The sequence below is a fragment of the Vibrio sp. 10N.286.51.B11 genome (assembly GCF_041469245.1).
Classification (GTDB): Bacteria; Pseudomonadota; Gammaproteobacteria; order Enterobacterales; family Vibrionaceae; genus Vibrio; species Vibrio crassostreae_C.
In genome coordinates this window covers 272,199-297,899 of sequence record NZ_JBFRKI010000007.1, presented here as the reverse complement: position 1 = coordinate 297,899, position 25,701 = coordinate 272,199, and the positions used below count along the sequence as shown (strand labels likewise).

Genomic DNA, 25,701 nt, shown 5'->3' with positions numbered 1-25,701 from the left:
TCGCACACATGGTCAATGGAACAACCAAAAACATCTATTTGTTAAGACATGGCAAAGTCGAAGGAAAAGCTGCGCTCAATGGTTTATCTGATGTGCTGGTCAACTCTGATCTTCAAGAACAGATATGTGAGGCACTAACTACACAAGACATTACCTTTGATAGCGTGGTTAGCTCTCCACTAAGACGATGTGGTGATCTCGCGAGCTTGTTTGCAGAGCGTATGTCTGTGCCTTTATCAGTTGCATCGGATTTTCAGGAAATGAACTTCGGTGAAGTAGATGGTGTCCCATTTGATGAACTTGAAGACAAGTGGGGAATGTTAGAAACCTTTTGGAAAGACCCTGCTAATCATCAATTAACTGGCGCAGAAAGTTTACAGAGCTTCCACGACAGAGTAACTCAAGCTTGGTCGCAACTTTTGAATGATTCAAGTGACAACATATTGTTGGTTACTCATGGTGGTGTGATTCGCATACTGCTAGCGCACTGCCTTAATATTGATTGGAAAAACCCGAGTTTGTACTCGAAGTTATCGATAGAAAACGCATCGATAACGCATATTCAAATCACTCAGTTTGCGCAGAGCTTTATCAGCGTTAAATCGATAGGGATACCTGTTCTCTGAGTGTTCAAAAAACACAGTTTAAGAATTAACAATCTTTTAGATCTGTAAATAGAAACAGAAATATAAATAGAAGTATAAAGCGGCGTTCACAGCCGCTATACCTGATTGGTATTACTACCTACGTGAAAGGAATTTAGTCATGACAACACCAAGTTGGGATCTAAGCATTGCTTATAGCGATCTTAATGATGCAAAAATCGAACAGGACATTGAACTCATTCAGCAGTGCATTGAGCTGTTGAACCTACACGTTGAAAAGCGTCATATCATTCTAGCGATGCAAAACGCGATTCAGACTTCAGAAGCGGCAGGCACATTACTGAGTACAATCAACACCTTCGCTAATTGCCACGCATCGGTCGACGCGACACACACAGAAGCGAAAGTATTGCTTGGTCGTATAGCGAAGCTGAACTCTGAAATGTCTCAAGCGTTCAGCCCTTACGAAGATACGCTAATTCACGCAGAACCAGAATTTATTGATGCAGTATTAGAGCATGATAGTGCGGACGTAGCAGGGCAGCGCTTTGCGATTGAAAGCTCTCGTAAGTTATCAAGCAGCCGACTCAGTGTTGCTGAAGAGCAGTTATTGGCAGCGATGAAGGTTGATGGTCGTGACGGATGGGGTCGTTTATACGATAACCTAACCGGATCTTTAAAACTGTCGCTAAAGCTGGACGGTGAAGAGGAAGCCCTAGGCTTTTCACAAGCCGCGAGCCTGTTGTACGGCAGCGAATTCGACAAACAAGAACCAGCATGGCGCGCGGTTCAAGGTGCGATGAAAACGCACCAAGAGTCTTTTGCTTCGATTCTAAATGCATTGGCGGGTTGGCGACTGACTGAAAACAAAAAGCGTTCGAAGATTAGCGATGTGCATTTCCTAGATCCAAGCCTACACGGCAGCCGCATTGTGCCAGAAACGCTAGACACCATGATGTCGGTAGCGAAAGCTAATCGAGCTGTTGGTCAGAAAGCAGGTTTGTTAATGGCAAGAGTTCACGGGCTAGATGAAATGAAGCCTTGGAATCACTTAGCTGCGATGCCGCCGCTGGGTGACGCTGAATCTAAGGTTTACCCATTTGATGAGGCGATCGACGTGATCAAAACTGCGTTCGCTGAAGTAAATCCAGAGATGGCTGATTTTGTCGCTTTGATGGTTGATAATGGTTGGATTGATGCCGCACCAGCAGCCAACAAACGTTTAGGCGCTTACTGCACCAAGTTTGCTGCTACACGCACTCCGCTTGTGTTCATGACATGGAGCGGTAGCCGCTCAGATTTAATGACATTGGCACACGAGTTAGGCCACGCGTTCCACAACTGGGTGATGAAAGACATGCCGTTGTGTCAAACACGCTACCCAATGACGCTGGCAGAAACCGCTTCGATCTTTGCTGAAAATATCGTTCGAGACCATTTGTTAAAACAAGCACAAACACGTAATGAGAAACTTGAAATGCTGTGGGAAGAGCTTTCTTCTTCTTTGGCATTAATGGTGAACATTCCCGTTCGTTTTGAGTTTGAAAAAGCCTTCTACGAGCAGCGTGAAAAAGGCGAGCTAACGGCTCAGCAGCTGTGTGACTTGATGGAAACGACTTGGAAAGAGTGGTATGGCGATGCAATGACAGAAGCTGACCCTTACTTCTGGGCGAGCAAACTGCATTTCAGCATCTCTCAAGTAAGCTTCTACAACTACCCATACTTGTTCGGTTACCTGTTCAGTAAAGGTGTTTACGCTCAGCGCGATGCGAAAGGTGAGCAATTCTACGGCGATTACGTTTCGTTGCTTCGTGATACGGGCAGCATGATGGCGGAAGAAGTCGTTCAAAAGCACTTAGGAATGGACCTGACTCAAGCTGATTTTTGGCAACAAAGCATCGACATGGTCAAAGTTCAAATCGATGAATTTGAAAGATTGCTCGATCAGGAAGATTAATTGATCTCAATCTGTTCATAGCAGGTAAGAGCTGTGTTAGCTTACGTGGCTCTTATCTTGCTGGCATAACCTGAGATAAGCCGAAACAACCAAAAGTCTCTTTAAATAGAGAAAGTTATTTGGAACAGATGTCGGTTAGTAAAGTCAGCAGGTAATATAAAAATATATGGGTAGTATTTGTGAGTGATAACGGAGTTTCTGTTGATAAGTGCGATCCTAGCAACACAATTTCTATGTACAATTTATTAACATACGGCCGTGCAATTAAGGAGTAGCGCATGACGAAGACCCTCTTTCGCCAATCATTTCTTTTTGACAGCCTAGATCTTGAGCAAGAAGTGTTTGCAGGACAGACCGTACTGAGTAACGGTGTTCAAATTAAGCTTCATCAACGCGGTGTCTTGGAAGTGATTCCCGCGGATTTTAATTCTGAAACCAAGAACATCATTTTTTCAACCGGTGTTCATGGCGACGAAACTTCACCAATGGAGCTGATCGATAAGCTCATTGAGGATATTGAAACAGGTTTCCAAGTAGTAAACGCGAGATGCTTGTTTATCATAGCTCACCCAGAAGCCACTAACGCGCATACTCGTTTTCTTGATGTGAACATGAATCGTCTGTTTGATGAAAAGCAGTACGAGAGCAATCGAGAAGTGGATATCGCGAAGAACTTGAAGTTCTTGGTGACTGAGTTTTACAAAGAGACGGAACCTGCCACTCGTTGGCATCTAGATTTGCACTGTGCAATCCGTTTATCTAAGCATTACTCGTTTGCAGTGAGCCCTAAAGTTCGCCACGAAGTACGCAGTAAAGAGCTGTTTGATTTCATTAACAGTGCGCACGTGGAAGCAGTGTTGTTGTCAAATGCGCCAACCAGTACATTCAGTTGGTACAGTGCTGAAAACTTCGAAGCGCAAGCACTGACAATGGAACTAGGGCAGGTCGCGAGAATTGGTGAGAACCAACTTGATAAGCTAACGGCTTTTGACTTGGCGATGCGTAACTTGATTGCTGAAGTTGAGCCAGAGCATTTACCTAAGCGAACCATCACTTATCGCGTGAGCAGAACCATTGTTCGTTTACATGATGACTTCGATTTCATGTTCTCAGATTCTGTAGAGAACTTTACCGCGTTCAAGCACGGTGAAGTATTTGGTCATGATGGTGATAAACCGTTAATGGCTAAGAATGAAAACGAAGCGGTGGTGTTCCCTAATCGTAATGTTGCTATCGGTCAACGAGCAGCCTTAATGGTGTGTGAAGTTGAAACGCGATTCGACCATGGTCAGCTTGTGTACGATTAATATCGACTCGGGTTTAAACGACGAAAACAACCGCTCAACTGGTTGAAATATCAAGGTTCACATTACGGTGTGAGCCTTGAGTTTATTTGGGGATACAGGTAAGGTTACGCGAACATTTTCAAAGTAGCTTGATATGGATTTCCAACAACTTCTTCACCAAAAACAGCGCAAATGGACTAGAGCCATTTATCTGATGGCAGCACTGCTTGTCGCGCTGAGTGCGATTTACCTAATGGTTGGCGATCTTTTCATTTCCCCTCTGGGCACATTGTCCACGTTAGAACAAAAACTACTGATTGATTTACGCTTACCTCGACTATTGGCGGCTATTGCTATCGGGGCAGGGTTAGCCGTATCTGGCGCAAGTTTACAAGTCTTATTGGGTAACGTATTAGCAGAGCCCGGTGTGCTCGGCATTTCTGGTGGTGCAAGTTTGGCGATGGTTATCGTGCTGTTCTTCTTGCCGTTTGCTCCCACACCAGAACTGTTCATGATTGCCGCCGTTTTAGGCTCGCTCTGTTTCACCGTGATACTGGTGAGCATGGTAAAAACGATGCGACTCACCACGGCTAAATTACTGCTAGTGGGTGTCGCGTTAGGCATTCTTTCTGGCGCGATGGTGACATGGGCGTTCTATTTTAGTGATGACTTAAGTCTACGCTTATTGATGTATTGGCTGATGGGCAGCTTAGGTGGCGTCACTTGGTATCAACACTCGCTCACGTTGGTGATGATCCCCGTGATTATTTGGCTGTGCCTGCAAGGTAGTAAGCTAGATAAGTTAATGATTGGCGAAACGCATGCCGCACAGTTAGGCGTAAACGTACCGAGATTGCGCTGGCGTCTAATTTTCGCCGTGTCTATTTTAGTCGGCTGCGCGGTAGCTTTAGGTGGCGTGATCAGCTTTGTTGGCTTGGTTGTGCCACACTTGTTGCGTTTAGCGATTGGTACTGATAACAAATACCTTCTTCCTTTGTCTGCCGTTGCTGGCGCTGCGTTGTTGGTGTTTGCTGATATCTGTGCAAGAACCTTATTAGATTCCGCAGAGCTGCCTTTGGGTGTGATGACCACCAGTATCGGTGCGCCTATCTTCATTTGGATGTTAATTAAAAATCATGATTCAAATTAAGAGCCTGAGCGTCGGCGCTCGTTTATTACCACTATCATTTGAGCTCAAGCAAGGGCAGGTGACTCACGTTATCGGCCCTAATGGCAGCGGTAAAAGTACCTTGCTCGAAGCGATATCTGGAATTGGTGATGGTTACAAAGGCGATATAAAGATCGACGGGCAGGATTTGTCGGAGCTGTCTTTACAAGATTTATCATTGCATCGTGCTTACTTGTGCCAAAGCGCAAGGCCAGCCTTCAACTTGGAAGTCTTCCAATACCTTGCGTTATCACTGCCAAGTTCATCACATGGCCTTGATACTGAAATCAACACGGCTTTGGAAGAGATAAGCCAGATGTTGGACATCACAGACAAACTTCATCGTTCAATTCAGACACTGTCTGGTGGTGAATGGCAACGCGTTCGTTTGGCGGGAATGTGCCTGCAAATTTGGCCGACGCTCAATCCTTACGCAAAGCTCCTGATCCTAGACGAACCTGCAGCGCCGTTGGATATTGCTCAAGAAGCGTTGCTGTATAAGCTTATCGAACGAGTGGCTGAGAAGGGCATTGCGGTTATTATGGCTAACCACGACCTGAACCGAACCTTGAGGCATGCCGACCAAGTACTGCTGCTCGAAAAGGGCGTACTACAAGCATCTGGCAGTGCAGAGCAAGTGCTTGTGCCTGAACAGCTAGAATCCGTATTTAACACGCAAGTAAAAAGCATCTCGGTCGACAATCAAACTTATCTGCTGTTTGGTTAACTTAAGCTCATCAATACAAGGCAATCTATATGTTTAGATATATTCAACGACGACGAATCAAGAAAGTAATCAAATCACTTTCTGCAAAGTTGGTGAAAGCGTACGGAAGCAGTGACTTTTTCTCTATTGGGCAAGTAGAAACGAGTTCATGTGAATTAAGTAAGCGCCAACAACTGGTTGCCTTAGCATTGTTTGCTGATCCACAAGACCTTGCTGCTGAAATTGCTCCAGCCATTCAATTGCTGCGTAATAATGTGTCTAATGACTTCTTCGGTGGTGAGGAATATAACGCGCGTGATGTACTTAATTTGTTGGGCGGTGGCGGTTGGAAGGGCGGTCGTATGGACGATGATATGTCGAATCGATTTGGCATGAATAGCCGCTATTAGTTTAGCTCGTTCAAATTAACGTTTAATGATTTATCCATTTATAAACGTATACGCTCAATAGCTTAGCGACTTTACAGCAGTCTCAACAACGTAATAATAATGATGATAAAAAGCACTCAATATCATTATTTATGCGAGCGTTTCACTCCAATTAATTCAATGAAAAAATACCTTCCTAGCGATCTATTTTCTTAGGGAATGCGTAATTTTTGTCGGTAAAAATTGATAATTCGAACCAATATCATCTATCTACAACGCATTTGTTTGAGTTGTGTGATGCTGATTCCTATCAATATAAAATCCGCTGTTATTGATAAAATTGACGTATATATTTTTCGTTGTTCTTTAAGTCAGAAACTATAAACCTTCGAATTACAGTGCTGGTTGGTTAGTAACCAATTGGTTTTGTGTTTAGGGTAAAATAATAGAGAGTGGGAAAGTGACAACAATAAATAATAATATTCTAAAAATAGCAGTGGGTATGGCTATGCTATCGAGTGTGCCGTCAGTGGCAAATGCTCATGGTTGGTCTGAGTTTCCAAGCGCGCGTCAGAACACGTGTTACGAGCAAGGCGGGATTTGGTCGGGTACACCACCTAATGCTGCGTGTGCTCAAGCAAAAGACATTTCGGGTTCATACCCGTTTGTTCAACGTAACGAGTACGCGAAAAATGTCCAAGATTTCAATAATATCAATGCTGTAAAAGCGGCGATTCCTGACGGCACGTTATGTTATGCCAACGATTCGCAAAAACGCGGCATGGGTGCGCCTCATACTGGTTGGACTCGTACCGAGCTAAATACTGGTACGTTTGAATATGTATTCAATGCGACAGCGCCACACAACCCTTCTTTCTGGGAGTTCTACCTAACGAAACCAAACGCGGACCTAAGCAAAGGCCTAGCGTGGGGAGACTTAGATCTTATCCAAGAAGAGGGTAACGTTCCGGTTAATGGCGGCAAGTACCGCATTAATGTCACTATTCCTTCAGACCGTTCTGGCGATGCGATTCTATTCGTTCGTTGGCAACGTGATGATGCTGCGGGCGAAGGCTTCTACAACTGTTCAGACATCACTATCGCGGGTGGCACAACCCCTCCACCAGAGCCGGGTCCAGAGCCTGATCTAGTGCGTGGTGACCTGTTTGTTTCTGACCAGTTTGGCACGCCAGAAATTGGTGATACGGTTAAATACGACATCATCAACAAGTATGGTGAAGTAGCGCGAAGCTTCGACATCGTCATTGATGCTTCAAACGTTAACGATTGGGCTCGTTTGTTAGCTTCAGAAATTAATGGCTGGCACGAAGAGTTTAAAGATGGCGCGATCTTCATTGGTGACTGGCATGCTGAAATGCAGCACTACATGTACTTCCAAAACGATCCTTCACGTAACTTCTTCAACTCAAAAGATAGCCGTGCTTCTGGTCAGTTAACGTTGATTGATGGTGGCGACGGTGGTGTTGAACCATTGAAAGGTGACATCTACGAGCTAGTGAAGAGTGACAACGTAGTGAATGCTGGCGACAAAGTTGTAATTGCAACAAGCGAAGCGGCGACATTGACTCAAACTCAAGGTACTTCTGTAAGCATTCAAAATAACGGCACGGCTTCTATCGTAGTTGATACCACTGGCATCACTGCAAACGAAACTTTATCGTTTATGGCTAGCTCGATTGAAAGCGACAGTGTTGAAACCTTCACTTTTGAAGTAATTGTCGATGACGGTGGCGTGACACCAGACCCTACGCCAGATCCAGGTACGTGGGACTCATCAGCGACTTACCTTGGTGGCGAAGTCGTGACTTACTCGAACCAGTCATGGAAAGCACAATGGTGGGTTCAAGGTGGTACTAACCCTAAAGCGACTTACGAAAATGACAAATGGGGCGTTTGGCGTCCAGCTCAATAACTCCATAGGTTTCACGATATGGGCACACCTGAGGTGCCCATATCTAATGACCTCGAGTTTAACTAACCTTGATTCTACGAATTTACTTCTTCAGAACATCCAGATACATTCCTCACGTCAGCCCCAATAAAAACAATTTCATCTAACCTATTGTTAAATATTCACTATTTGATAGTGTGTCTAGGTGCACATTAAGGATGTGTTTCATATTTAGCGATGAAAATAGTAGGAGTTGCGATGAGTATTATAGTGAGACGGTCTGAACCGTCAGATGCAAAGGGAATAAAAGAAGTTTACGAATGCACTAATGCTTATACCGGTACGCTGCAACTCCCAAATCCATCTCTGGAAAGCTGGCAAAAACGAATCTCTAATATGCCTGATAACGTGTACTCGTATGTCGCGATGATCGACGATGAGATTGTTGGCAACTTGGGAATGGAAGTGTGTGTGAACCCAAGAAGACGACATGTGGCTTCATTTGGTATGGGTGTTAAAGACGATGTGTTAGGCAAAGGTGTCGGTAGCCAACTGCTCGCAACAGCAATCGACTTGTGTGATAACTGGATTAACATCAAGCGAATGGAGTTAACGGTGTATACCGATAACGAAAGAGCGATCAGTCTGTATAAGAAGTTTGGTTTCGTGATTGAAGGAGAGTCCGCAGGGTTCGCTTTCAGAAATGGCGAATATGTGGCGGCTTATCATATGGCACGACTGGTATAGCGCTTAGCTACACAGTTAGAATTTACAGACAGATAATAAAACGCCACGTTACAATAACGTGGCGTTTTCTATTTCAGTCAACTGATGCTTTGAAGCGCTTCAGTTTTAACTCTACTTAAGCTGTAAGAGGCTCAAGGTTGGCTGGACGGTAGTGTACAGATTTTAGTACTTTACCTTGGCGAACTGTTTTACCTTCCGATACAAAATCTTCAGCGCATTTAGCAATGATGTATTCACCTTTTTGAACCGCCATTAGCTTAATGTTCTGCTCAGCATAGAATGCTTCTGTTTCTGCGTATTCTGTTTCATTACGGCATACTTTGCTCATGTTGCTTGAGTGTACTTCGTCCCAGCAAGGTAAGAAGTCAATAGAGCGGTTTTTAGAAACATTCAATAGCAGGTCGATCAGGTAGCTGATTGCTAGGTTGTCTTCAACCTTAGCTTGGCCAAGGTGAACCAGACGCCCCATCAAAACATAAACGCTGTCTACAATAGCGTCCGCTTGTTCGATTTTTGAGTCAGCTTCTGCAAGTTCTGTCAGTTCTTCGATCGCTAGAGATGTATGTAGCGTATCGCCTTTTTCGTCCATTGTTTCAGGAGCAGCAACAGGCAGATCAAAAGTATTGCGGAACTCTTCAATGTCGCGGTAAAGGTGATCGTAGATTTCTTGGCTTAGTTGAGAAAGGTTCATTTTCCTATCCATTCTGTTTCGTTAATGGATTATTTTACCAAAGCTAGGAATAGGGTGCTAACGCAAAGTCGAAGAAGTCGACTTTTATTCATTGGACCAATGAGGTATTTTGCATACAAACCAATTGATTATTATGTTTTTTTACACTTTACTCTTCTTAATATACCAAATATTAATGTTGCCATTAACTTCGGCTGCAGTGGGACTCCATTTATGAACCAAGCCAGTGAAAGCGAAATTGTTATACGTCGCTTGTATCAAATCACCAATGATTACCGGAAGGGCTTCGATATTCAGATCGCTCAGCTGCTTATCATGGGGCTTGAACGCTTCAACCTTGATATCGGTATTTTATCTAAAGTCGAGGGTAATACTTACTTAGTTGAACACTCTGTCACACCTGAAGGGGTTGAGCTCAATAGTGGCGATATCTTCGATTATCGTTCAACCTATTGCGAAATTACCTGTAAATCGATTGGTCCTATCTGCATAGAGCATTGTGGCAAACACGATAAGTATGCGACGCATCCCGCTTACCAATCTTTTGGTCTGGAGTCTTACATTGGTGTCCCTATTTTCGTCAATGATGAGCTTTATGGCACCTTAAACTTTTCAAGCCCGACTCCTTATCATCGTGAATTCAAAGAGTTCGATATCGACGTTATGAGGTTAATGGCCTCATGGATCGAAGTGGAACTGGTTAGAAGGCAGCAAGAACGAAAACTCAAAGAGCTAAACGAGAAGTTAGAGTACCAAGCTCTTTACGATCCTCTGACACACTTACCGAATAGACGTTGTTTGTTCAAAACGTTGAATGCGGAAGTCGAGCAGTTAAAAGGCTCTTTAGGAAAGGGAACCTTGGCCGTTGTCGACATCGATTTCTTTAAGGTCGTTAATGATACTTACGGTCATCAAATGGGTGATGTTGTCTTAAAGAAAGTGGCGAACGTGCTGAGCAATAACACTCAAGAGGGTGAGTTTGTGGCACGCTTTGGTGGTGAAGAGTTCATTCTTTGGTATCCAAATAGTACACCAAGTTGTGTAGAAGATAAGTTCATGACTCTTTTGCAAGAGATGAAGAAAATCACACTGGATAGAAAGCCAGTCACCATATCAATCGGTGCATGTCATTTTGAATTGAGTACTGGATATACCAAAGGAGAAAGAATGTCGGCGTTAGACTCGTTAATCAAAGTTGCCGATGAATGCCTGTACATTGCGAAACAAAATGGACGAGATCAGTTCATTTCTCGTCCATATCATCAAGAACGCTCAGGAATATGAGCCATCTTGTTAGCGATTAGCTGAACGATTAACTGAACAGGTAAGGGAACAGTTGACGACGTTCTTCCGGCGTTAAGGATTCAACTCTCGCGATGTTGGTATCAGGAATCGCTTCAGGGTTAGGGTAGTGCTTCAACACTTTTTCCATACTCGCTTCACGAATCAAATGGTAAACCGGATACGGAGAACGGTTCGTTAGATTTTCATCGTCTTCTGGATCCGCACCACCAAAGCAATAGTCTGGGTGGAAGGTTGCTACTTGGTAAACGCCTTCCCAATCTTCTTGCTTGATCAACGCTTCAATCCAATCAATGAACATGTTGTAGTCGAAAAAATCTTGCAGCATGTTAGGCACAACCACCAAAGTCGTCTCTAACTCGGCGACAGGCGTGTTATCTAACTCTACGAAATGCGTCATGATGTCTTCCAACAACGCTTCTTCCGTATTTGCTTCACTCACAAAGATCTTAATCTGTTTATTACGTTGTGGCTTGGCTGCGAATGGACACAGGTTTAGGCCAATAACGACATCATCTAACCACTGTTTTACTTGGTCGTGGATGGTTTGAAGATCTGTGCTTTGAGTGTTCGACATAACAGGTTCCGAAATGAAATTTTGCGTAGGATATCAGAACGGACGTCAATCAAAAGCAATAATTGAGTTACAACCTTAGTCGTACTTATGCTTGTGCAAGTTTAGACGCCGATACTTGTAGCTGTTTCAACTGGTAGACCCAAGCAAATATCGCGACATAGAAGATTGAACCGCCCGCAATCACGCCATTCCAACCGAACTGCTGCCAACAATATAAGAGTAAGAAACCACCTAAGCTCCCGCCAATGTAGTAGTGAACTAAGTAAAGTGCCGTTGCTGTCGCTTTGGCGCTCGGTGCTTTTTGACTTACCCAAGAGTAGGCAAGGGTATGGGCGAAGAACGCGCCGCCACTAATCAATAACAAGCCTGCTAGCATGAACGGAACTTTGTCGACTGCAGAAATTAGCATTCCGATTAAGCTAATACACACGCCCATCAATATTCCGCTTAACGGGTCAAAGCGAAGTGTCCATTTGTTGGAGAGCTTAGAGCTTACCGTACCGGCCAAGTAACATAGGAATATCAGTGAAGCTAAACCAACGGGTACCGAGTGAGGTTCGGATACTAGCCTAAAGCCCATTACAGAGTACAGGTTAACAAACAGCGCGAAGTTAGCACCACCAATCAACATGGCAAGCCACAAGGTACGGTTTCTTAAGTGCATTACAACGGAGCGGTTGTGATGAAAGAACAGCCCTTTTTGAGGTTTGAAGTTCTGTTGGTCAGGTAGGCGATAGGCAATAAAGAGTGCACCAAGCAATGAACCGACAACGAAAAACAGTACAGTTGCATGCCAATCGAAATAGTCTGTAATTAAGCCGCCTAATACACGTCCGAAGATTCCACCCAATGAGTTGGCCGCAATATAACCTCCAATCGCGACAGCAAAGGCTTTGGGTGTTAACTCCTCAACCATATAGGCAACCGCCACACCAGCAAACGCCGCCACAGCGATGCCCATAAATGCGCGGGCAATAACGAGTTGCAACAAGGTAGTCGTGAACACCATGCTTAACCCTATTAATGGGATAGCGAACAGACTGAACAGAATAATGGGTTTACGACCAAAGGTTTCAGAGGCAATTGCCCAAGGTACCAAGCTAATCGAAAGGCCGAGTGTTGTAGCAGCAAACAACCAGTTGATCTGAGTTTCAGATACTTGGAAGTGCTCCGCCATGTGCGGCAAGATTGGCTGAAAGAGGTAAAGGTTACAGAAAATGATAAACGAGCCAATCGCCAATGATTGGGTGATGCGTTTGTATTGAAGACTGCCTTTATCAAACATTTACGTTGTGCCTGCACGAGTTAGTAAGCTATTTGTGAACAAGTTATCAGCACAAGTGTGATTAAAGAAATATATTAAAAATATCACCCCTATATATTAAATATATCGCCATGCTTGAATCAAAACCTCTTCGACATTTTCTGGCTGTTGCGCAGTTTGGTAACTTCACTCAGGCCGCAAAAGCGCTGCATATCGCGCAGCCCGCATTGAGCATTTCTATTAAAAAACTAGAACAGACGCTTGAGTTGATTCTATTCCGTCGAGGAGATAAATCCGTCACCTTAACGGAAGAGGGAAAGGTACTGTTTGAGCATGCGAAGCGAATCGCCCAGCAGTTTGATGACGCTCAACTCGCGATGAATGAGCTAAAGGGGTTAGAGAAAGGCGAGGTTCGATTAGGCGCTCCAAGTATGATGGGCAGTTATTTTTTTCCCCAAGTCGTGATGGCCTTTAAAAGCCAATACCCAAACCTAAAGTTGACCTTGATTGATGCAGGCACCGCATCTATTCGTGAAATGCTGTTAAACGGCGAACTCGATATTGGCGTAATCAACCATGAAAACGTGCCTGATGATCTTGAAACTGACCACCTGTTAAGCTCAGAAATGTTAGCTGTAGTTGGCAAAGATCACCCACTGGCAACGCAACCATCCATCACCTTTGAAGAATTTTTTGCTCAAGAGCTGATCATGTTCAAATCGGGCTACTTCCACCGCGATTTTATCGATGCGACTTGTAAGAAGTACAATCTCGATATGACCATTGCGTTCGAAACCAATTTATTGCCAATGATTCTTTCCATCGTGAAGCGAGAGTTTGCCATCACCGCGTTGCTTAGCTTGGTGACAGAATACGAGGAAGATGTCGTAGGCGTGCCATTTAAAGACCCTGTGAAACTGAACCTATCTTTGGCGTGGAGAAAGGAAGGGTATCTGTCAAAAGCAGACCGAACCTTTATTGATTTCGTTAAGCGGTATGTGTGATTTAGTAAGATTTAAATAAACAAAGCCCTAACATCCTAGATTGGATATTCGGGCTTTGTTGTATAGAAGTATGACTGGCTCAGAGCACGTTAGGTGTTCTTTGAGTTATACATCTTATCGAAGTTTTTCTGATTCCAGCCGACCATCACTTGATCGCCGATTTTAAGCACGGGGATAGAACGAGCACCCATTGCTTGCAATTCTTTACGGCCACGCTGCATCTTTGCATTCGTCAGGCGGTAAACAATTTTCTTAGAGTCTAAATACCTTTGGGCATCTTTACAGTGCGGGCATTTGTCTGCGACGTACAATACAACACGTTTCATTTTTTCATTCTCTTGGTGAATCTCGCTAAAGTGTAACGAATCCTAGGTGATTAGAAAAGTGTGATCAGTTACACTATGCGGCTCAATTTTCAAGACCACAACGTATTGTCGTGGTGTAACTTGTACGGTCTTTCAGCATGCATCCTTCTTTACGCTATATTCAAGGCTATCCTAAGCACATTCTTGATCCTGTTACTCAACTTGTAGAGTCGGGTAAATTGGTGCCTTGGTTTGAAGCTCGCTACCCAAAGAATCATGAAATAAAAAGCGAGAAAGCCCTGTTTGACTATGCGATTGAGATAAAAAATCGCTACATGAAAAAAACACCACCGATCAGCAAAGTGATTTACGACGGCAAGATACACCTAATCAATAATGCGTTAGGTCTGCATTCTTACGTTGCTAAGAATCACGGTGGAAAGATCAAATCAAAGAATGAAATTCGTATCGCCAGTGTTTTTAAAAATGCACCAGAACCTTTGCTAAGAATGCTGGTGGTACACGAACTGGCGCATATCAAAGAGAAAGAGCACGACAAAGCCTTTTACCAACTATGCTGTCACATGGAACCGGAATATCATCAACTTGAGTTGGATGCCCGTTTATTCATGATGTATTTAGATTTAAAGAAGTAGCCCAATGAGCCAATCACAAAATAGAACGACGCTAAGCCTGTCGAAAAACAGCACTTCATCAGCAAAAACAAAAGACAACCAAGCTGATGTTAAGCCAAGTACAGCTAAGCCAAGCAGCGACAAGCGTATTTCTACAAAGAACACATCTGATAAAAGCCGCAAGAATAGTGCACCTAAAGGCGCGGGCAATAACAAAGCAAAGCGACCTTTTGCAAAAGATAGCAGAGGTAAACCGGGTGCCAATAAAGGATCATCGAATAAGGGTTCTTTCAATAAAACGGCTTTTAACAAGAACGCAGCTCAGAAAAGACGCTCGGCTGAAAAACCTCAAGGTGGATTACACCCAAGAAACCAGCACACTGGCCGCTATAACTTCGAGTTACTAGTTGCAGCCTTGCCTGAGCTAAAAGAGCATCTGATCAAGAATCCGGTTGGCGAAGACACCATTAATTTCTCTGATCCATTGGCTGTTAAGCTACTCAACAAAGCTTTGTTGGCGCATCACTATGGCGTTAAACATTGGGATATTCCTGCTGGTTACTTGTGCCCGCCAATTCCTGGTCGTGCAGACTACATTCACAGAGTGGCCGACATCCTTAATAGCGATGGCCAAGGTGAACCCTATAACCACGCGTCTGTGAAAGCATTAGATATTGGTGTCGGTGCAAACTGTATCTACCCAATCATTGGTGCGACAGAGTATAAGTGGCGTTGTACAGGGACAGATGTTGATTCAGTCTCCATCAAAACAGCGAACTTCATAGCGGAAAGCAACCCTAATCTAAAAGGTAAGATCCGCGCTCGCCTACAAGATGACTCTGAATCTATCTTTAAGGGCGTGATTAAGGATAATGAACGTTACGATGTCACTATTTGTAACCCGCCATTCCACAGCTCTCTTGAAGAGGCTGAAAAGGGGTCACAACGTAAACTGGATAATCTAGCGGCGAACCGTGCTAAGAAAGCCGGTCAGTCGTTCAAGCCAGAAATGAATAAGAAGCCAGTTAAGTTAGATAAATCAACTAAGCAAGATAAACCAACCTTAAACTTTGGTGGTCAAAAAGCCGAGCTTTGGTGCCCAGGTGGTGAAGCCGCTTTCATTATGAAGATGGCGAGAGAGAGTCAACTTTTTGCTACTCAAGTTTTGTGGTTTACGACATTGATTTCTAAGAAAGATAACGTCGATATGGTTCGTTCAGAGCTTGGCAAGCTTAGAGCTAAACAAGTGAAAGTCGTCGAGATGTCACAAGGCCAGAAGGTAAGTCGCTTTATCGCATGGACCTTTATGGACGATGAGCAAAGACAAGAGTGGATTGCGCTAAAATAGCGGCTGCACTTAGTTAAGTTATTAAGCTGAAATACGGACGGGCTTGTTGTTAACGCAACAAGCCCGTTTTTTGTGTTTTACCTATACGCTAAGCAGAAAGCAACTCATCTAACTTACTCTGATATTTCTGCTCTAGAGCTCTGTTGCCTGCTTTATTTTCGAGATCGACCAAGATTTTAAGTGATGGAATTTGATAGCCATAACGCTGGTGGAATTTGAATAAACGGAGTCGAGCTTCATTGTAATCGGCGTCACTCACTTCAATCTTTGAAAGCTGCAGTATCGATTTCACGCGGTTTGGATCGTGGTCAATTGCTCTGCTAAAGTAGTACTTCGCTTGGTCGGTATTGCCAGCCTTAAATGCGCAAAACGCGGCATTTTCATAACTTGCAGATACCAAGTAGTAGTAAGGTTGATCGATAGCGCGATTAAAGTACTTATCAGCTTGCTCGTATTCGCCCTGTTTACACAAGAAGGTACCGTAGTTGTTCAATACATTGCCGTTTCTTGAATCAAGACTGAGTGCTTTACGGTAAGTGGTTCTCGCTTCGTCTACTTCGCCCACTTGTTCGTAGTAATGCGCCATTGAAAGCCGAGCACGGTAGTAGCTAGGTGCGTGTTTAATCGCGAGCTCTAGGTTTTCACGCGCTCTCACCATATTGCCTTGTCCCATATAGCCCAAACCTAATTCGATTCGAGATTCAGACATCGCGATAGGATCACTTTCAATCTTTGGCGGTCCTTCAGTGACAGAGACACAACCGGCCAAGGAAAGCGAGGCAAGTAGTACCACACTTGATAACGAAAGAGGGCGGGACAACGAAATCGGATTTGAAAATGATGGCTTGGCAGGCATGTGAAGCTCCTTATGAACACCAACCCATCATATGAAATCAAACCCATTGAAGTCGTAAATCTATCATGGAATGCGACCCACACACCATAAAAAAACCGCGTCCAATTCGTCGTTTTATCAACAACATACTGAACACGGTTTATGTGTTTGTGAATCGGAAGAAAGAACTTAATCGTCTTTGGTAAAGTTGTCTTCGCTGAAATGATCCAGATCGTAAGGCGTTTGTTGGTAAACGCAGTAGTTTAGCCAGTTTGAGAACAACAAGTGTCCGTGGCTGCGCCAGCTTGCAACCGGTTTGTTGTCTGGATTGTTATTCGGGTAGTAGTTGATTGGAATCACAGGCTCCATGCCTTCACCCAAATCACGAATGTATTCATTGTGAAGTGTATGAGAGTCGTACTCGGGGTGACCGGTTACAAACACGTTTCGTTTATCTTTGGTCGCCGCTAGATATACACCCGCAACATCAGAAGTCGCAAGAACATCAAGGTCGGTATGCTCTGCTAAGTACTCTTGAGAGAAGTCCGCATAGCGAGAGTGCGGAGCCAAGAATGTATCGTCGAAGCCACGTAAAATAGGGTGGTATGGGTTATGTATCTCGTGATTATAAACACCAGACAACTTCTCTTTACGCGTGCGTTTTGGCAAATCATACAGTAATTTCAAACCAGCCTGAGCCGCCCAACACACGTATAGAGTTGAAGTAACGTGCTTGTTTGCCCATTCCATGATGGTTTTCAGATGGTCCCAGTAGATAACATCTTCAAATTGAACCAAGCCAAGCGGCGCACCAGTGATGATCAATCCATCAAAGTTTCTTCCTTTGACCATTTCAAATTGGCGATAGAAGTTATCAAGGTGTTCAGTCGGTGTGTTTTTACTTGGTCGATCATCAATGCGCAGCAGCTCTACATCAACTTGCAATGGGCTGTTCGATAGTAGGCGTAAAAATTGAGTTTCAGTTTCAATCTTCTTCGGCATTAGGTTGAGGATCAAGACTCGAAGTGGACGAATTTCCTGTGTCGATGCTCTTGATAACGGCATAACGAAGATGTTTTCTTCACGAAGAACATCGGATGCTGGCAATTGGTCTGGAATGCGAATAGGCACAGCTTTCTCCCTAAGCTAGATATGTAGACGTCTATACATCTAAATCTATAGTAGTTTGATACGCTTGTCGATATGCAAAATGGATAGATGTAAATTATTTGTGTTTTCTATCAGAAGCAATCCACGCGCTTCGAGGGGAGTCTCATTGTATTCAGTGATTGTCTGAGTCGTGTGTAAGTACTTGGTTTTCGTATGCTGAGCAGAGGCAGTTATCAGAGCAACTCGTTACTATTTACGATAAACTCATGTTTTCAAATTAGCCTGTACAGTGACAGATGAAGTTAATACTCATTCGAGGGTTGCCCGGTTCTGGCAAATCAACAAAAGCAAAAACCTACGATGCATTGCATGTCGAAGCCGATATGTATTATGTGAATGAGCAAGGTGAGTACCATTTTGATCCTAGGCAGCTGCAACAAGCTCATGAGTGGTGTCAAAACACAGCTGAAAACGGCTTAAAGCAAGGGTTTGATGTGGTTGTTTCGAATACCTTTATTAAGCATTGGGAAATGAAAGCCTACCGCCAACTTGCACTCAAATATAAAGCAGAATTAATTATCGAAGTGTGCCGAGAGCAATATGGCACTATTCACGACATTGAACCTTCAGTAATTAAGCGTATGGCGAAAGACTGGCAAGAATAGCCTCGTTCTTCTTCTGCTTGCGTGGCTGAATGGCAAATAGAATTAAATTAATAGAACAACTTCAAGGTAACGATTGAAATGGCAAAGCGCTCTGTTGTGGTCGACATGACTTCTTATGGTATCTATTCCACATGGGATTCAAAATCTAAAGATCTTCCAAAAATCCAAGAGTTCACCACCACCGTTGATGCTGAAATCGACGTAGAGTTTGGCTATATCCTGAATATCAAAAAAGCCAAAGGTGAGAAGATCCGTTACTGCATTTATCACCCAAACATCACCACAGACAAAGGTGAAGTGCTCGAACCGTTTGGTGGTGAGGAGTATGTCGGTAACAATGACTGGGATTTCTACTTAGGTGACACTATCTGGGCTCCTGTCTCGAACAAGCTAGGAAAGTGGCGCATGACGGTTGAGCTAAAAGGCAACATCATCGCCGACAAGACATTCGACCTAGTAGCAAAAGACGAAGGCCAATTCTGGAAGCGTAGAGGGTTTTAGGTTCGACCTTCTATGTTCACCTAAACAACAAAAAGCCGAGCATCGTGATGATGTCTCGGCTTTTTTCATTGTGCTAGATAGAAGTGACTACCTAACTAATGGATTCGATTATTGCGTTACGTAAGCCACAACAAACTCAGTGATTGCGACCATGTCTTTCACTGCAATGTACTCTTCAGTGGTGTGAACTTTCGCCATACCAGTAGAAAGGTTAACTGTAGTCAGGCCTTTTGCGTTGAAGTTGTTTGCATCGCTACCGCCGCCAGTGCGTTTAGTGTTCGCTGTGACGCCAAGCTTCTCAAACGCCGATTTGATAGAAAGAATGTGCGGATGATCGTCTGCAATAACGAATGCATCGTAAGCACGAGTTGATTCGATTTCTACTTCAGCGCCGAACTGCTTAGCACTTTCTTGGAATGTAGAGATCATATGTTCAACTTGAGCCGTTAGCTTTTCGCCGTTTAGAGAACGTGCTTCAGCCACGACTTTAAGCTCTGGCATTACGATGTTAGTTGCTTGACCACCTTCAACAATACCAACGTTTGCTGTCGTTTCTTCATCGATACGAAGTAGGTTCATCTTAGTGATAGCGTCTGCAGCAACTTGAATTGCGCTGATGCCTTCTTCTGGTGCTAAACCAGCGTGAGCAGGGCGACCTTTGATTTTAGCAACAATCTTCTGCTGGCCAGGCGCTGCGTTTACGATAGTGCCAATTGGACCGCCTGTATCAAGTACGATTGCGTGCTCAGATTGAATGTAAGACATATCGAAGTTCAAAGAGCCGAACAGACCGCCTTCTTCGAATACAGTAAATGCAATCTCGATAGTTTTGTGCTCTTGTCCTTCAGCTTTAATGCAACGAACCGCTTCCATGATAGCTGCGATACCAGACTTGTCGTCACCACCTAGAATTGTGTTGCCTTTTGAACGGATGATACCGTCTTCGATGATTGGCTCAATGCCGATGCCTGGCGTTACTGTGTCCATGTGGCAGCTGAACACTGTGCTACCTGGAAGAGTGCCATCTAGACGAGCGTAGATGTTGAAACCATTAGACACTTCTTCAGGAACCGCCAGTTTGTGAACTTCAAAACCTAGTTCACCGAGTTGCTCAGCCAAAGCTTCAGCAATCGCTTTTTCGTTACGAGATTCACTATCAATTTTCACTAGATCGCAGAAATGTTCTACAAGACGTTGTTCATTAATTTGGGTCATTGTTAATTCTCATTATGCTTCCGCTTGTTCAAAAAGAAGCCGCGGAGGTAGGAACAGGAAAATCACTATAACGCCAATGAGGTAGATGATTGTCTGAGTTAAATCAAGAAAGTTGCCTGATTATTCTAATTAATGAGAAAAACCCAATTCAGATCCACCAGTGCGCAGGATTTTAATCTGTATATCTGTCGGGTATAATGTTTGACCGCTCTTAAAAAACGTCAATAAAATTGGAATTCAATCAATAATGGCCCTGATAAATGAATAGAAACAATGTGTTAGGTTCATTCCTTTTCGTGGTGCTGATGAGTATTGTGCTGGGGCTGTATTTGCTCTATCCAACTTATGACGACGATTTAAAGCATATTCGCCCTGAAAACCCGAGTGTTTATAGTCCAGAGAAAGAGTTATCACTCTCTCAATATGGATCTGCGTTGATCGATATTCTCGATGTATCTCGTGGTGACCCTAATTTAGCTTCCCTACAACTTGAGGCTCTCCAAGCCAAGTTCCCAGACCAAGATAAAGCCATCTATCGTGCTTACGAATTGATGATTTTGTCGAACCTCGCGCAACATAAGTTGGATACCAAAGCGGTTTCCGAATACGTCAGGCAGATTAAAGCACTCGCACAACACGAACATATGGGTTGGTTAAAGGCCCAATCTCTCGTTGAATTAGCGATCGAATACATCAGTACGGGTGAGCTAGCGGAATCTGAAATCCAAATCAGAGCTGCGATAGATATCGCAGAATCGCTTCACTATGAAGAGTTGTTGATTAAGGCCTATAACACGGCTGGTGTCATCAATAACATCCGCAATGACTTTCCTGAAGCTCAATACTTTTTCCATAAAGGTTTAGACCTTGGTAAGAAGTACCCTCATCACATCTACAACAGCAAGTTAGTGTCAAATATGGCACTGCTTTATATCTATTTGGAAGACTGGCCTAAAGCGCTCAAGCTGATTAAAAGAGCCAAAAAGCTCTATTACAAGAGTGGACTACTCGAAGCGTCTACCATCGGCGTGCTGCATGTGAATGAGTCTTTTGCTTATCTGCGCAGTGGTGATTTAGTCAAAGGCCGAGAAGCATATCAAAGTGCGGCTAAGCTAAATGGCGATAACGTGAGTGAACGATACAAAATCATCCTATTAAAAGCAGAGAGTGATGTGTTGTTGGCGGAAAAGAACTTTGAGTCAGCACGACAAGTCGCAAACTTGTGTCTTAGATACCCAGGCGTGGACAAATACACACTTCAATTGGGGCAGTGTTACCTAAATAGAGCCTTAGCGAACATTGGTTTGAACCGAGATAATTTTGTTTTTGCTGATCTAAAGCGATCGTCTGCAATGTTCGATGTTGTGGGGACTCGCAGCTGGAAGGTCCTCGGCTTAAGAACACTTGCTGAATACTATGATTCGAGAGGCGACAGCGAGAACGCACTTCGTTACTTCAAACTCTATTACAAGGGCAACAAAGCGCTGCTATTTGATAAGCGCCAGAGTGATATCTTTTTACTAGAGCAAGATTTCGCTACGGCATCATTAGCTCAAGAAAACGAACTGCTTAACGCAGAAAAAGAGTTGGGTGAGCTGACATTAGATAAGCAGCAATTACGGAATCGAATCGTCGTCGCTTTGGGTATCATGGTGATGATAAGCGCCACGTTACTATTGATAAGGTTACGCTCGATCCAGAAGACCAACAAAGAACTACTTAAGCAATCAACAAGATGCGAACTGACAGGCTTATACAATAGGCGTTACTTAGAGCAACGGTTAACTCAGCCGATGCCACATCATTTGTCGTCGTTTGGGTATACGCTCGCTATTCTAGATTTAGACCGCTTCAAACAAGTTAATGACACTTATGGCCATGATATTGGTGACCAAGTGCTGGTGGAAGTCGCTAAGCGTTTAGAGAAAATCTTATCAACAAACGATGTAGTGGCAAGATGGGGTGGGGAAGAGTTTGTTTTGTTGCTGGCTGGGAATCAAGATCCTAATAAAGAGCTTAAGCTTATAAGGCAAGCGATCGCTGACCGAGCGATTGAAACGCATTCTGGCCCATTAGAATTAACCACATCGATTGGTGCGACGACTCATCTAACGGAGCAACAGTTGAATAGCCGTACCTATAAGAAACACTTGAAATCGGCAGACGATGCTTTGTATCAAGCTAAGCAGTCAGGGCGCAATAAAGTCGTTATCATTTGAGTTCCTAAACTTAGTTAATCCCCTGCAATCAAGAAACCTGAACTTCAATAACTAAGCGAATAAGAGTGCTTATCTGAACTAATACGGCTATTTACTCTTATTCGCTTAATTCATACTGTGATTTGGCTTGGTGGGTTACTTAGCGACACCTTGAAGCATTTCAACCAATTCGCCTTCTGTCGCTGGTTCGCTAGCGAGTTCAATCACAGCCGAAGCTCCTCCCTTTAACATGTAGGCTTGGGTTCCGCAGTGGTCATAGTGGAACCATTTACCATCTACACATACGTCGGTATAACATCTTGGGTCTTGTTTAAGTTCCATATCAATTTCCTTATTAACATTTGTCTAACGTTTTTTAGACTAGTTGATCACAAATCTAGGTAAATTGATCTAAATCAATCTAGAGTGTAATTGATGATTTAATTATCAAAATAAGAGAGGTGTGTCTAGCGAAGGAGCGACCTCTCGTTGGGCACTGCGCTCAAAGGTCGTGATTCTGGTTGGCAACTCTCGCTCTTTTGCTTGCCAGGTGATGCTTTTCTACATACGCTAGCTACTCTCTTAATCCCTATACAGACTTGATTGTGTTGGAAAATGACTAATATCTTTATCGTTGTAATTGTTCTGGTTGTGTTCTTTTACTTTATTCAAAAGTATGTGGTGAAACACGATGACACCAAAGACCACGCTTATCAGAAGAAAGGCGCGTTGATGTCGGCGCAACAGGCGACATTCTATAATGCGCTAAAATCAGCTGTGGGCAACCATGGGGAAGTGTTTGCTAAAGTCAGCATGTCGAACGTACTTGTTCCTGCTAAGACGAACAATAAGAAGAATTGGTTTATCGCCAACAACAAGATCTCACGTAGTTACTTCGACTTTGTTGTTTGCGACCCGCGAACGCTAGAGCCCCGCGTTATTATCGAACTTGATAACGGCAAAGAGCTCAATAAAGGGAAAGTCGATCGCGAAAAGCTACTAATTCACGTGTGTAAATCGGCAGGTTTACCTCTGATTGGTGCATCTATTAAACACAGCTACCAAGTGACCCGTTTGAAGAGGTTACTGGCAGCACACATCGATTTAATCGAGCCATCAAAAGAAGTGCGATTTTGTAAGAAGTGTGGTAGCCCAATGATCATCAAACTGGCAAGCCAAGGCGATTACAAAGGCCGACGCTTCTTCACTTGTAGCCGCCAGCCAAACTGCACCTATACCGAAAACTACAACGTTGTATTCGATGTTGAAGAATAGTTGGTATCGATAGTAATGCATCCGGTTGGACTCCATTCAATCGCTTAGATACGAATAAGTTATACAAACTAAAAAGCCGAGCATTGATTATGCTCGGCTTTACTAATATTAAGTGGATTGGTTTAGACTAAAACGCGTAACGCATACCGAGCTGTAGCTCATCTTCGTCGTTATCGCCTTGCCCACCTTCGCCCTCGTCTAACATGTTAAACTTATAACTACCAAAGAAGGCCACATCGCCAATATAACGTGCGTATTCTAGACCGATAAAGTTAATGTCGTAATCTGCAATATCGTCAGCTTCAAAGTAGCTGTAGGTCAGGTTGACGGTGTTGGCACCAAACGAGTATCCCAAGTAAGCATCGGCAGAATCGTAGTCTGAATCTTTTACGCCTAGACCTGAAATACTACCAAATTGATAGAGTGCGGCGAACCAAACCCCCTGATCGTTGGTGTACTTAACCGCACCAATATAGGCATCAGAAGTTTCTGTATCTGTCCCAACGCCATAGGTTTCATCACTTGACGCATAACCGACGCCAATATCTAACCCAATCGAAGTGCTGCCGGCGACAACTGCACCGAAGCCGTCACTTTGTGCTGATTCACTATCTGAATTGAAATTGCCATCAATTTGAAAGGTGATGTTGTCGCTTGTCAGTTCATAACGTAAAACATTTTTTGCTCGATCAGCAGTCGACACCGTGTATTCATTGATATAGCCGCTGAAGGTTTCAGCCATATCCGTCCAATCGGTTAAGTAGGTAACGGCATTATTTTGGTGGCCATAATAGACGTTACCGTGATTGGTTTGAACACCCGTATATAAGAATCGAGTGTTAATGCCGATATCATCTGATGCGCCATCTTCAGACTCTGTTAGTTCGAATTCATATTTCCCAAAAAAGGAAATATCGTCCGACGCTTTTTGTGTGCCATCGACACTTAAGCGGACACGTGATCTATCACTATAGGTGCTACTATTACCAGCACTTTTATTCGCATCAGAGAAATTCCCTCGAACTTCTGCGCGGCCGCCGATATTGAATACTGTTTCATCTGTCTCATAAATGGTCGCTGCCGATACGGCAGATGTCGATAGTATGCTCACCACTGCAATGGCGATATGTGATTTTTTCATAATTTATTCCCTATTTTTCACACTTGTATTTATCGTAAACCATAAATTCACGTATAGCATTGAATTTAGATTATTGATTCCTACAGGTTATGAATATAGGCGCGCTTTACCATTATGCAAATTTCATTATGTATTACTGTGCTGTATGTATTCAAAATAGCTATGATGTGTGGGGTTGGGTTTTGAATTGCTTATAGATTGTTGCTCTTGAGGGAGATTAATTGTAGCTGATGTTTTTCGACTATAGAGTGCTATCGTATTTATGTATGTTGGTAATAACCCGGCCACTTTATATGAAAAATCCGAATTTAGTCATTGCGGCCTAGTAATTCGATGACGACGATTACAAAATCGTGGTGATTTTTATGAATGATGTATTTCAGTGAGTTACAAAGCCTCTGCGTGCCTTTCACTTATAATGATCAAAATACTACGGTAACCCAATGGGCAAGCAAAATTTTTGACACTAAATATAGGCATTGATCTATACCTGTATGGTTACTGTAAAGGCCAAGAAAAACGGTATAGACAACAAAAATCCCAAATTGAACACATTAGGTTAGTTAATTGGTTGTCATCAAGGATTAGAATTTTTTCTAACTAAACTTTGTTTTTCAGCGGTTTGACGATAATCTGGGTGTAAAATCGACATGTTGTTATGTCTTTGATTGCAAAGTGAGCAAACGAATCGCAAGATGCCAGTTAATACTTGCACCATCTGTTTATCATGGATATCATCGTTGGCGTTCTAAGGGAATGCGTCCGTAGCTCAGTTGGTTAGAGTACCGCCTTGACATGGCGGGGGTCGGTGATTCGAGTTCACTCGGACGCACCATTCCTTCTTTAGTTTTTATTGCATAACTAT

Annotated in this window: 25 protein-coding genes and 1 tRNA gene; 17 read left to right on the top strand and 9 right to left on the bottom strand. The window is 43.4% G+C overall.

The features are described from left to right. Window positions 1-8 precede the first annotated feature (8 nt). From cobC to AB4154_RS03930, 8 genes are all read left to right on the top strand, one after another. Window positions 9-626, top strand: coding sequence for an alpha-ribazole phosphatase family protein (gene cobC, locus AB4154_RS03965; RefSeq protein WP_372122266.1), 618 nt, complete (start codon window positions 9-11; stop codon window positions 624-626). Between the two features lie 139 nt (window positions 627-765). Further along, the gene (locus AB4154_RS03960; RefSeq protein WP_372122264.1) at window positions 766-2,562 is read left to right on the top strand and encodes a M3 family oligoendopeptidase; all 1,797 of its coding nucleotides are present in this window, start codon (window positions 766-768) and stop codon (window positions 2,560-2,562) included. Window positions 2,563-2,840: 278 nt separating this feature from the next. Then, window positions 2,841-3,869, top strand: coding sequence for a succinylglutamate desuccinylase (locus tag AB4154_RS03955; RefSeq protein ID WP_017059157.1), 1,029 nt, complete (start codon window positions 2,841-2,843; stop codon window positions 3,867-3,869). Window positions 3,870-4,002: 133 nt separating this feature from the next. Then, window positions 4,003-4,998: a vitamin B12 ABC transporter permease BtuC gene (gene btuC, locus AB4154_RS03950; RefSeq protein WP_017096955.1), complete on the top strand. Its 996-nt coding sequence runs from the start codon at window positions 4,003-4,005 to the stop codon at window positions 4,996-4,998. Continuing rightward, window positions 4,985-5,743, top strand: coding sequence for a vitamin B12 ABC transporter ATP-binding protein BtuD (gene btuD / locus AB4154_RS03945; RefSeq protein WP_372122262.1), 759 nt, complete (start codon window positions 4,985-4,987; stop codon window positions 5,741-5,743). The genes btuC and btuD overlap by 14 nt, the downstream gene beginning before the upstream one ends. A 29-nt stretch (window positions 5,744-5,772) precedes the next feature. Further along, window positions 5,773-6,132 carry a DUF6559 family protein gene (locus AB4154_RS03940; protein WP_102320089.1) on the top strand — a complete coding sequence of 120 codons (360 nt, stop codon included), beginning with the start codon at window positions 5,773-5,775 and terminating at the stop codon, window positions 6,130-6,132. Between the two features lie 487 nt (window positions 6,133-6,619). After that, complete coding sequence (locus AB4154_RS03935; RefSeq protein WP_372122378.1) at window positions 6,620-8,044, top strand: lytic polysaccharide monooxygenase; 1,425 nt, start codon at window positions 6,620-6,622, stop codon at window positions 8,042-8,044. A gap of 237 nt (window positions 8,045-8,281) precedes the next feature. Next, entirely contained in the window at window positions 8,282-8,770 is a 489-nt protein-coding gene (locus tag AB4154_RS03930; protein ID WP_017068284.1) for a GNAT family N-acetyltransferase, read from the top strand. Between the two features lie 115 nt (window positions 8,771-8,885). Here AB4154_RS03930 and AB4154_RS03925 read toward each other — a convergent pair whose 3' ends face one another. Next, window positions 8,886-9,461: a nucleoside triphosphate pyrophosphohydrolase family protein gene (locus AB4154_RS03925; RefSeq protein WP_372122260.1), complete on the bottom strand. Its 576-nt coding sequence runs from the start codon at window positions 9,459-9,461 to the stop codon at window positions 8,886-8,888. Between the two features lie 213 nt (window positions 9,462-9,674). On the opposite strand from AB4154_RS03925, the gene AB4154_RS03920 reads away from it, so the two are divergent. Next, window positions 9,675-10,745, top strand: a complete 1,071-nt coding sequence (locus tag AB4154_RS03920) for a diguanylate cyclase domain-containing protein (RefSeq protein ID WP_372122258.1) — start codon at window positions 9,675-9,677, stop codon at window positions 10,743-10,745. A gap of 28 nt (window positions 10,746-10,773) precedes the next feature. Here the strand turns inward: AB4154_RS03920 and AB4154_RS03915 are convergent, their stop codons facing one another. Beyond that, entirely contained in the window at window positions 10,774-11,340 is a 567-nt protein-coding gene (locus tag AB4154_RS03915) for a DUF1415 domain-containing protein (RefSeq protein WP_009846920.1), read from the bottom strand. 85 nt (window positions 11,341-11,425) lie between these two features. Continuing rightward, a complete protein-coding gene (locus AB4154_RS03910; RefSeq protein ID WP_372122256.1) occupies window positions 11,426-12,625 on the bottom strand; it encodes an MFS transporter in 1,200 nt (399 codons plus the stop codon). Between the two features lie 110 nt (window positions 12,626-12,735). On the opposite strand from AB4154_RS03910, the gene AB4154_RS03905 reads away from it, so the two are divergent. Then, window positions 12,736-13,608 carry a LysR family transcriptional regulator gene (locus AB4154_RS03905; RefSeq protein WP_017065533.1) on the top strand — a complete coding sequence of 291 codons (873 nt, stop codon included), beginning with the start codon at window positions 12,736-12,738 and terminating at the stop codon, window positions 13,606-13,608. Window positions 13,609-13,697: 89 nt separating this feature from the next. Here AB4154_RS03905 and AB4154_RS03900 read toward each other — a convergent pair whose 3' ends face one another. Further along, window positions 13,698-13,934: a glutaredoxin family protein gene (locus AB4154_RS03900; RefSeq protein WP_016786183.1), complete on the bottom strand. Its 237-nt coding sequence runs from the start codon at window positions 13,932-13,934 to the stop codon at window positions 13,698-13,700. A 137-nt stretch (window positions 13,935-14,071) separates the two neighbouring features. Here AB4154_RS03900 and AB4154_RS03895 point away from each other — a divergent pair, with 137 nt between their 5' ends. Next, window positions 14,072-14,569: a YgjP-like metallopeptidase domain-containing protein gene (locus AB4154_RS03895; RefSeq protein WP_004734935.1), complete on the top strand. Its 498-nt coding sequence runs from the start codon at window positions 14,072-14,074 to the stop codon at window positions 14,567-14,569. Between the two features lie 4 nt (window positions 14,570-14,573). After that, the gene (gene rlmF, locus AB4154_RS03890) at window positions 14,574-15,896 is read left to right on the top strand and encodes a 23S rRNA (adenine(1618)-N(6))-methyltransferase RlmF (protein WP_372122254.1); all 1,323 of its coding nucleotides are present in this window, start codon (window positions 14,574-14,576) and stop codon (window positions 15,894-15,896) included. A gap of 88 nt (window positions 15,897-15,984) precedes the next feature. Here rlmF and pilW read toward each other — a convergent pair whose 3' ends face one another. Beyond that, the gene (gene pilW / locus AB4154_RS03885) at window positions 15,985-16,752 is read right to left on the bottom strand and encodes a type IV pilus biogenesis/stability protein PilW (RefSeq protein ID WP_372122253.1); all 768 of its coding nucleotides are present in this window, start codon (window positions 16,750-16,752) and stop codon (window positions 15,985-15,987) included. Between the two features lie 168 nt (window positions 16,753-16,920). Then, window positions 16,921-17,862 (bottom strand): homoserine O-succinyltransferase, encoded by a 942-nt coding sequence (gene metA / locus AB4154_RS03880; RefSeq protein ID WP_017059174.1) that lies wholly within the window; start codon window positions 17,860-17,862, stop codon window positions 16,921-16,923. A gap of 275 nt (window positions 17,863-18,137) precedes the next feature. Between metA and AB4154_RS03875 the strand changes: the two genes are divergently transcribed. Both AB4154_RS03875 and AB4154_RS03870 read left to right on the top strand, forming a co-directional pair. Then, window positions 18,138-18,506 carry an ATP-binding protein gene (locus tag AB4154_RS03875; RefSeq protein WP_017065537.1) on the top strand — a complete coding sequence of 123 codons (369 nt, stop codon included), beginning with the start codon at window positions 18,138-18,140 and terminating at the stop codon, window positions 18,504-18,506. 78 nt (window positions 18,507-18,584) lie between these two features. After that, window positions 18,585-19,007 carry a DUF3859 domain-containing protein gene (locus tag AB4154_RS03870; protein ID WP_371721610.1) on the top strand — a complete coding sequence of 141 codons (423 nt, stop codon included), beginning with the start codon at window positions 18,585-18,587 and terminating at the stop codon, window positions 19,005-19,007. A 108-nt stretch (window positions 19,008-19,115) separates the two neighbouring features. Here AB4154_RS03870 and AB4154_RS03865 read toward each other — a convergent pair whose 3' ends face one another. Beyond that, window positions 19,116-20,222, bottom strand: a complete 1,107-nt coding sequence (locus AB4154_RS03865) for a M20/M25/M40 family metallo-hydrolase (RefSeq protein ID WP_017059177.1) — start codon at window positions 20,220-20,222, stop codon at window positions 19,116-19,118. A gap of 260 nt (window positions 20,223-20,482) precedes the next feature. Here AB4154_RS03865 and AB4154_RS03860 point away from each other — a divergent pair, with 260 nt between their 5' ends. Further along, entirely contained in the window at window positions 20,483-22,441 is a 1,959-nt protein-coding gene (locus AB4154_RS03860) for a GGDEF domain-containing protein (RefSeq protein ID WP_102427817.1), read from the top strand. Window positions 22,442-22,576: 135 nt separating this feature from the next. On the opposite strand, the gene AB4154_RS03855 is transcribed toward AB4154_RS03860, so the two are convergent. Beyond that, the gene (locus tag AB4154_RS03855; RefSeq protein ID WP_017059179.1) at window positions 22,577-22,762 is read right to left on the bottom strand and encodes a hypothetical protein; all 186 of its coding nucleotides are present in this window, start codon (window positions 22,760-22,762) and stop codon (window positions 22,577-22,579) included. A gap of 273 nt (window positions 22,763-23,035) precedes the next feature. Between AB4154_RS03855 and AB4154_RS03850 the strand changes: the two genes are divergently transcribed. Next, on the top strand, window positions 23,036-23,695 hold the full coding sequence (locus AB4154_RS03850; protein ID WP_372122251.1) for a DUF2726 domain-containing protein: 660 nt from the start codon (window positions 23,036-23,038) through the stop codon (window positions 23,693-23,695). 127 nt (window positions 23,696-23,822) lie between these two features. On the opposite strand, the gene AB4154_RS03845 is transcribed toward AB4154_RS03850, so the two are convergent. Then, a complete protein-coding gene (locus tag AB4154_RS03845) occupies window positions 23,823-24,836 on the bottom strand; it encodes a porin (RefSeq protein WP_136974913.1) in 1,014 nt (337 codons plus the stop codon). A 758-nt stretch (window positions 24,837-25,594) separates the two neighbouring features. On the opposite strand from AB4154_RS03845, the gene AB4154_RS03840 reads away from it, so the two are divergent. Then, window positions 25,595-25,671: transfer RNA gene (locus AB4154_RS03840), tRNA-Val, on the top strand. Window positions 25,672-25,701: the final 30 nt, after the last annotated feature.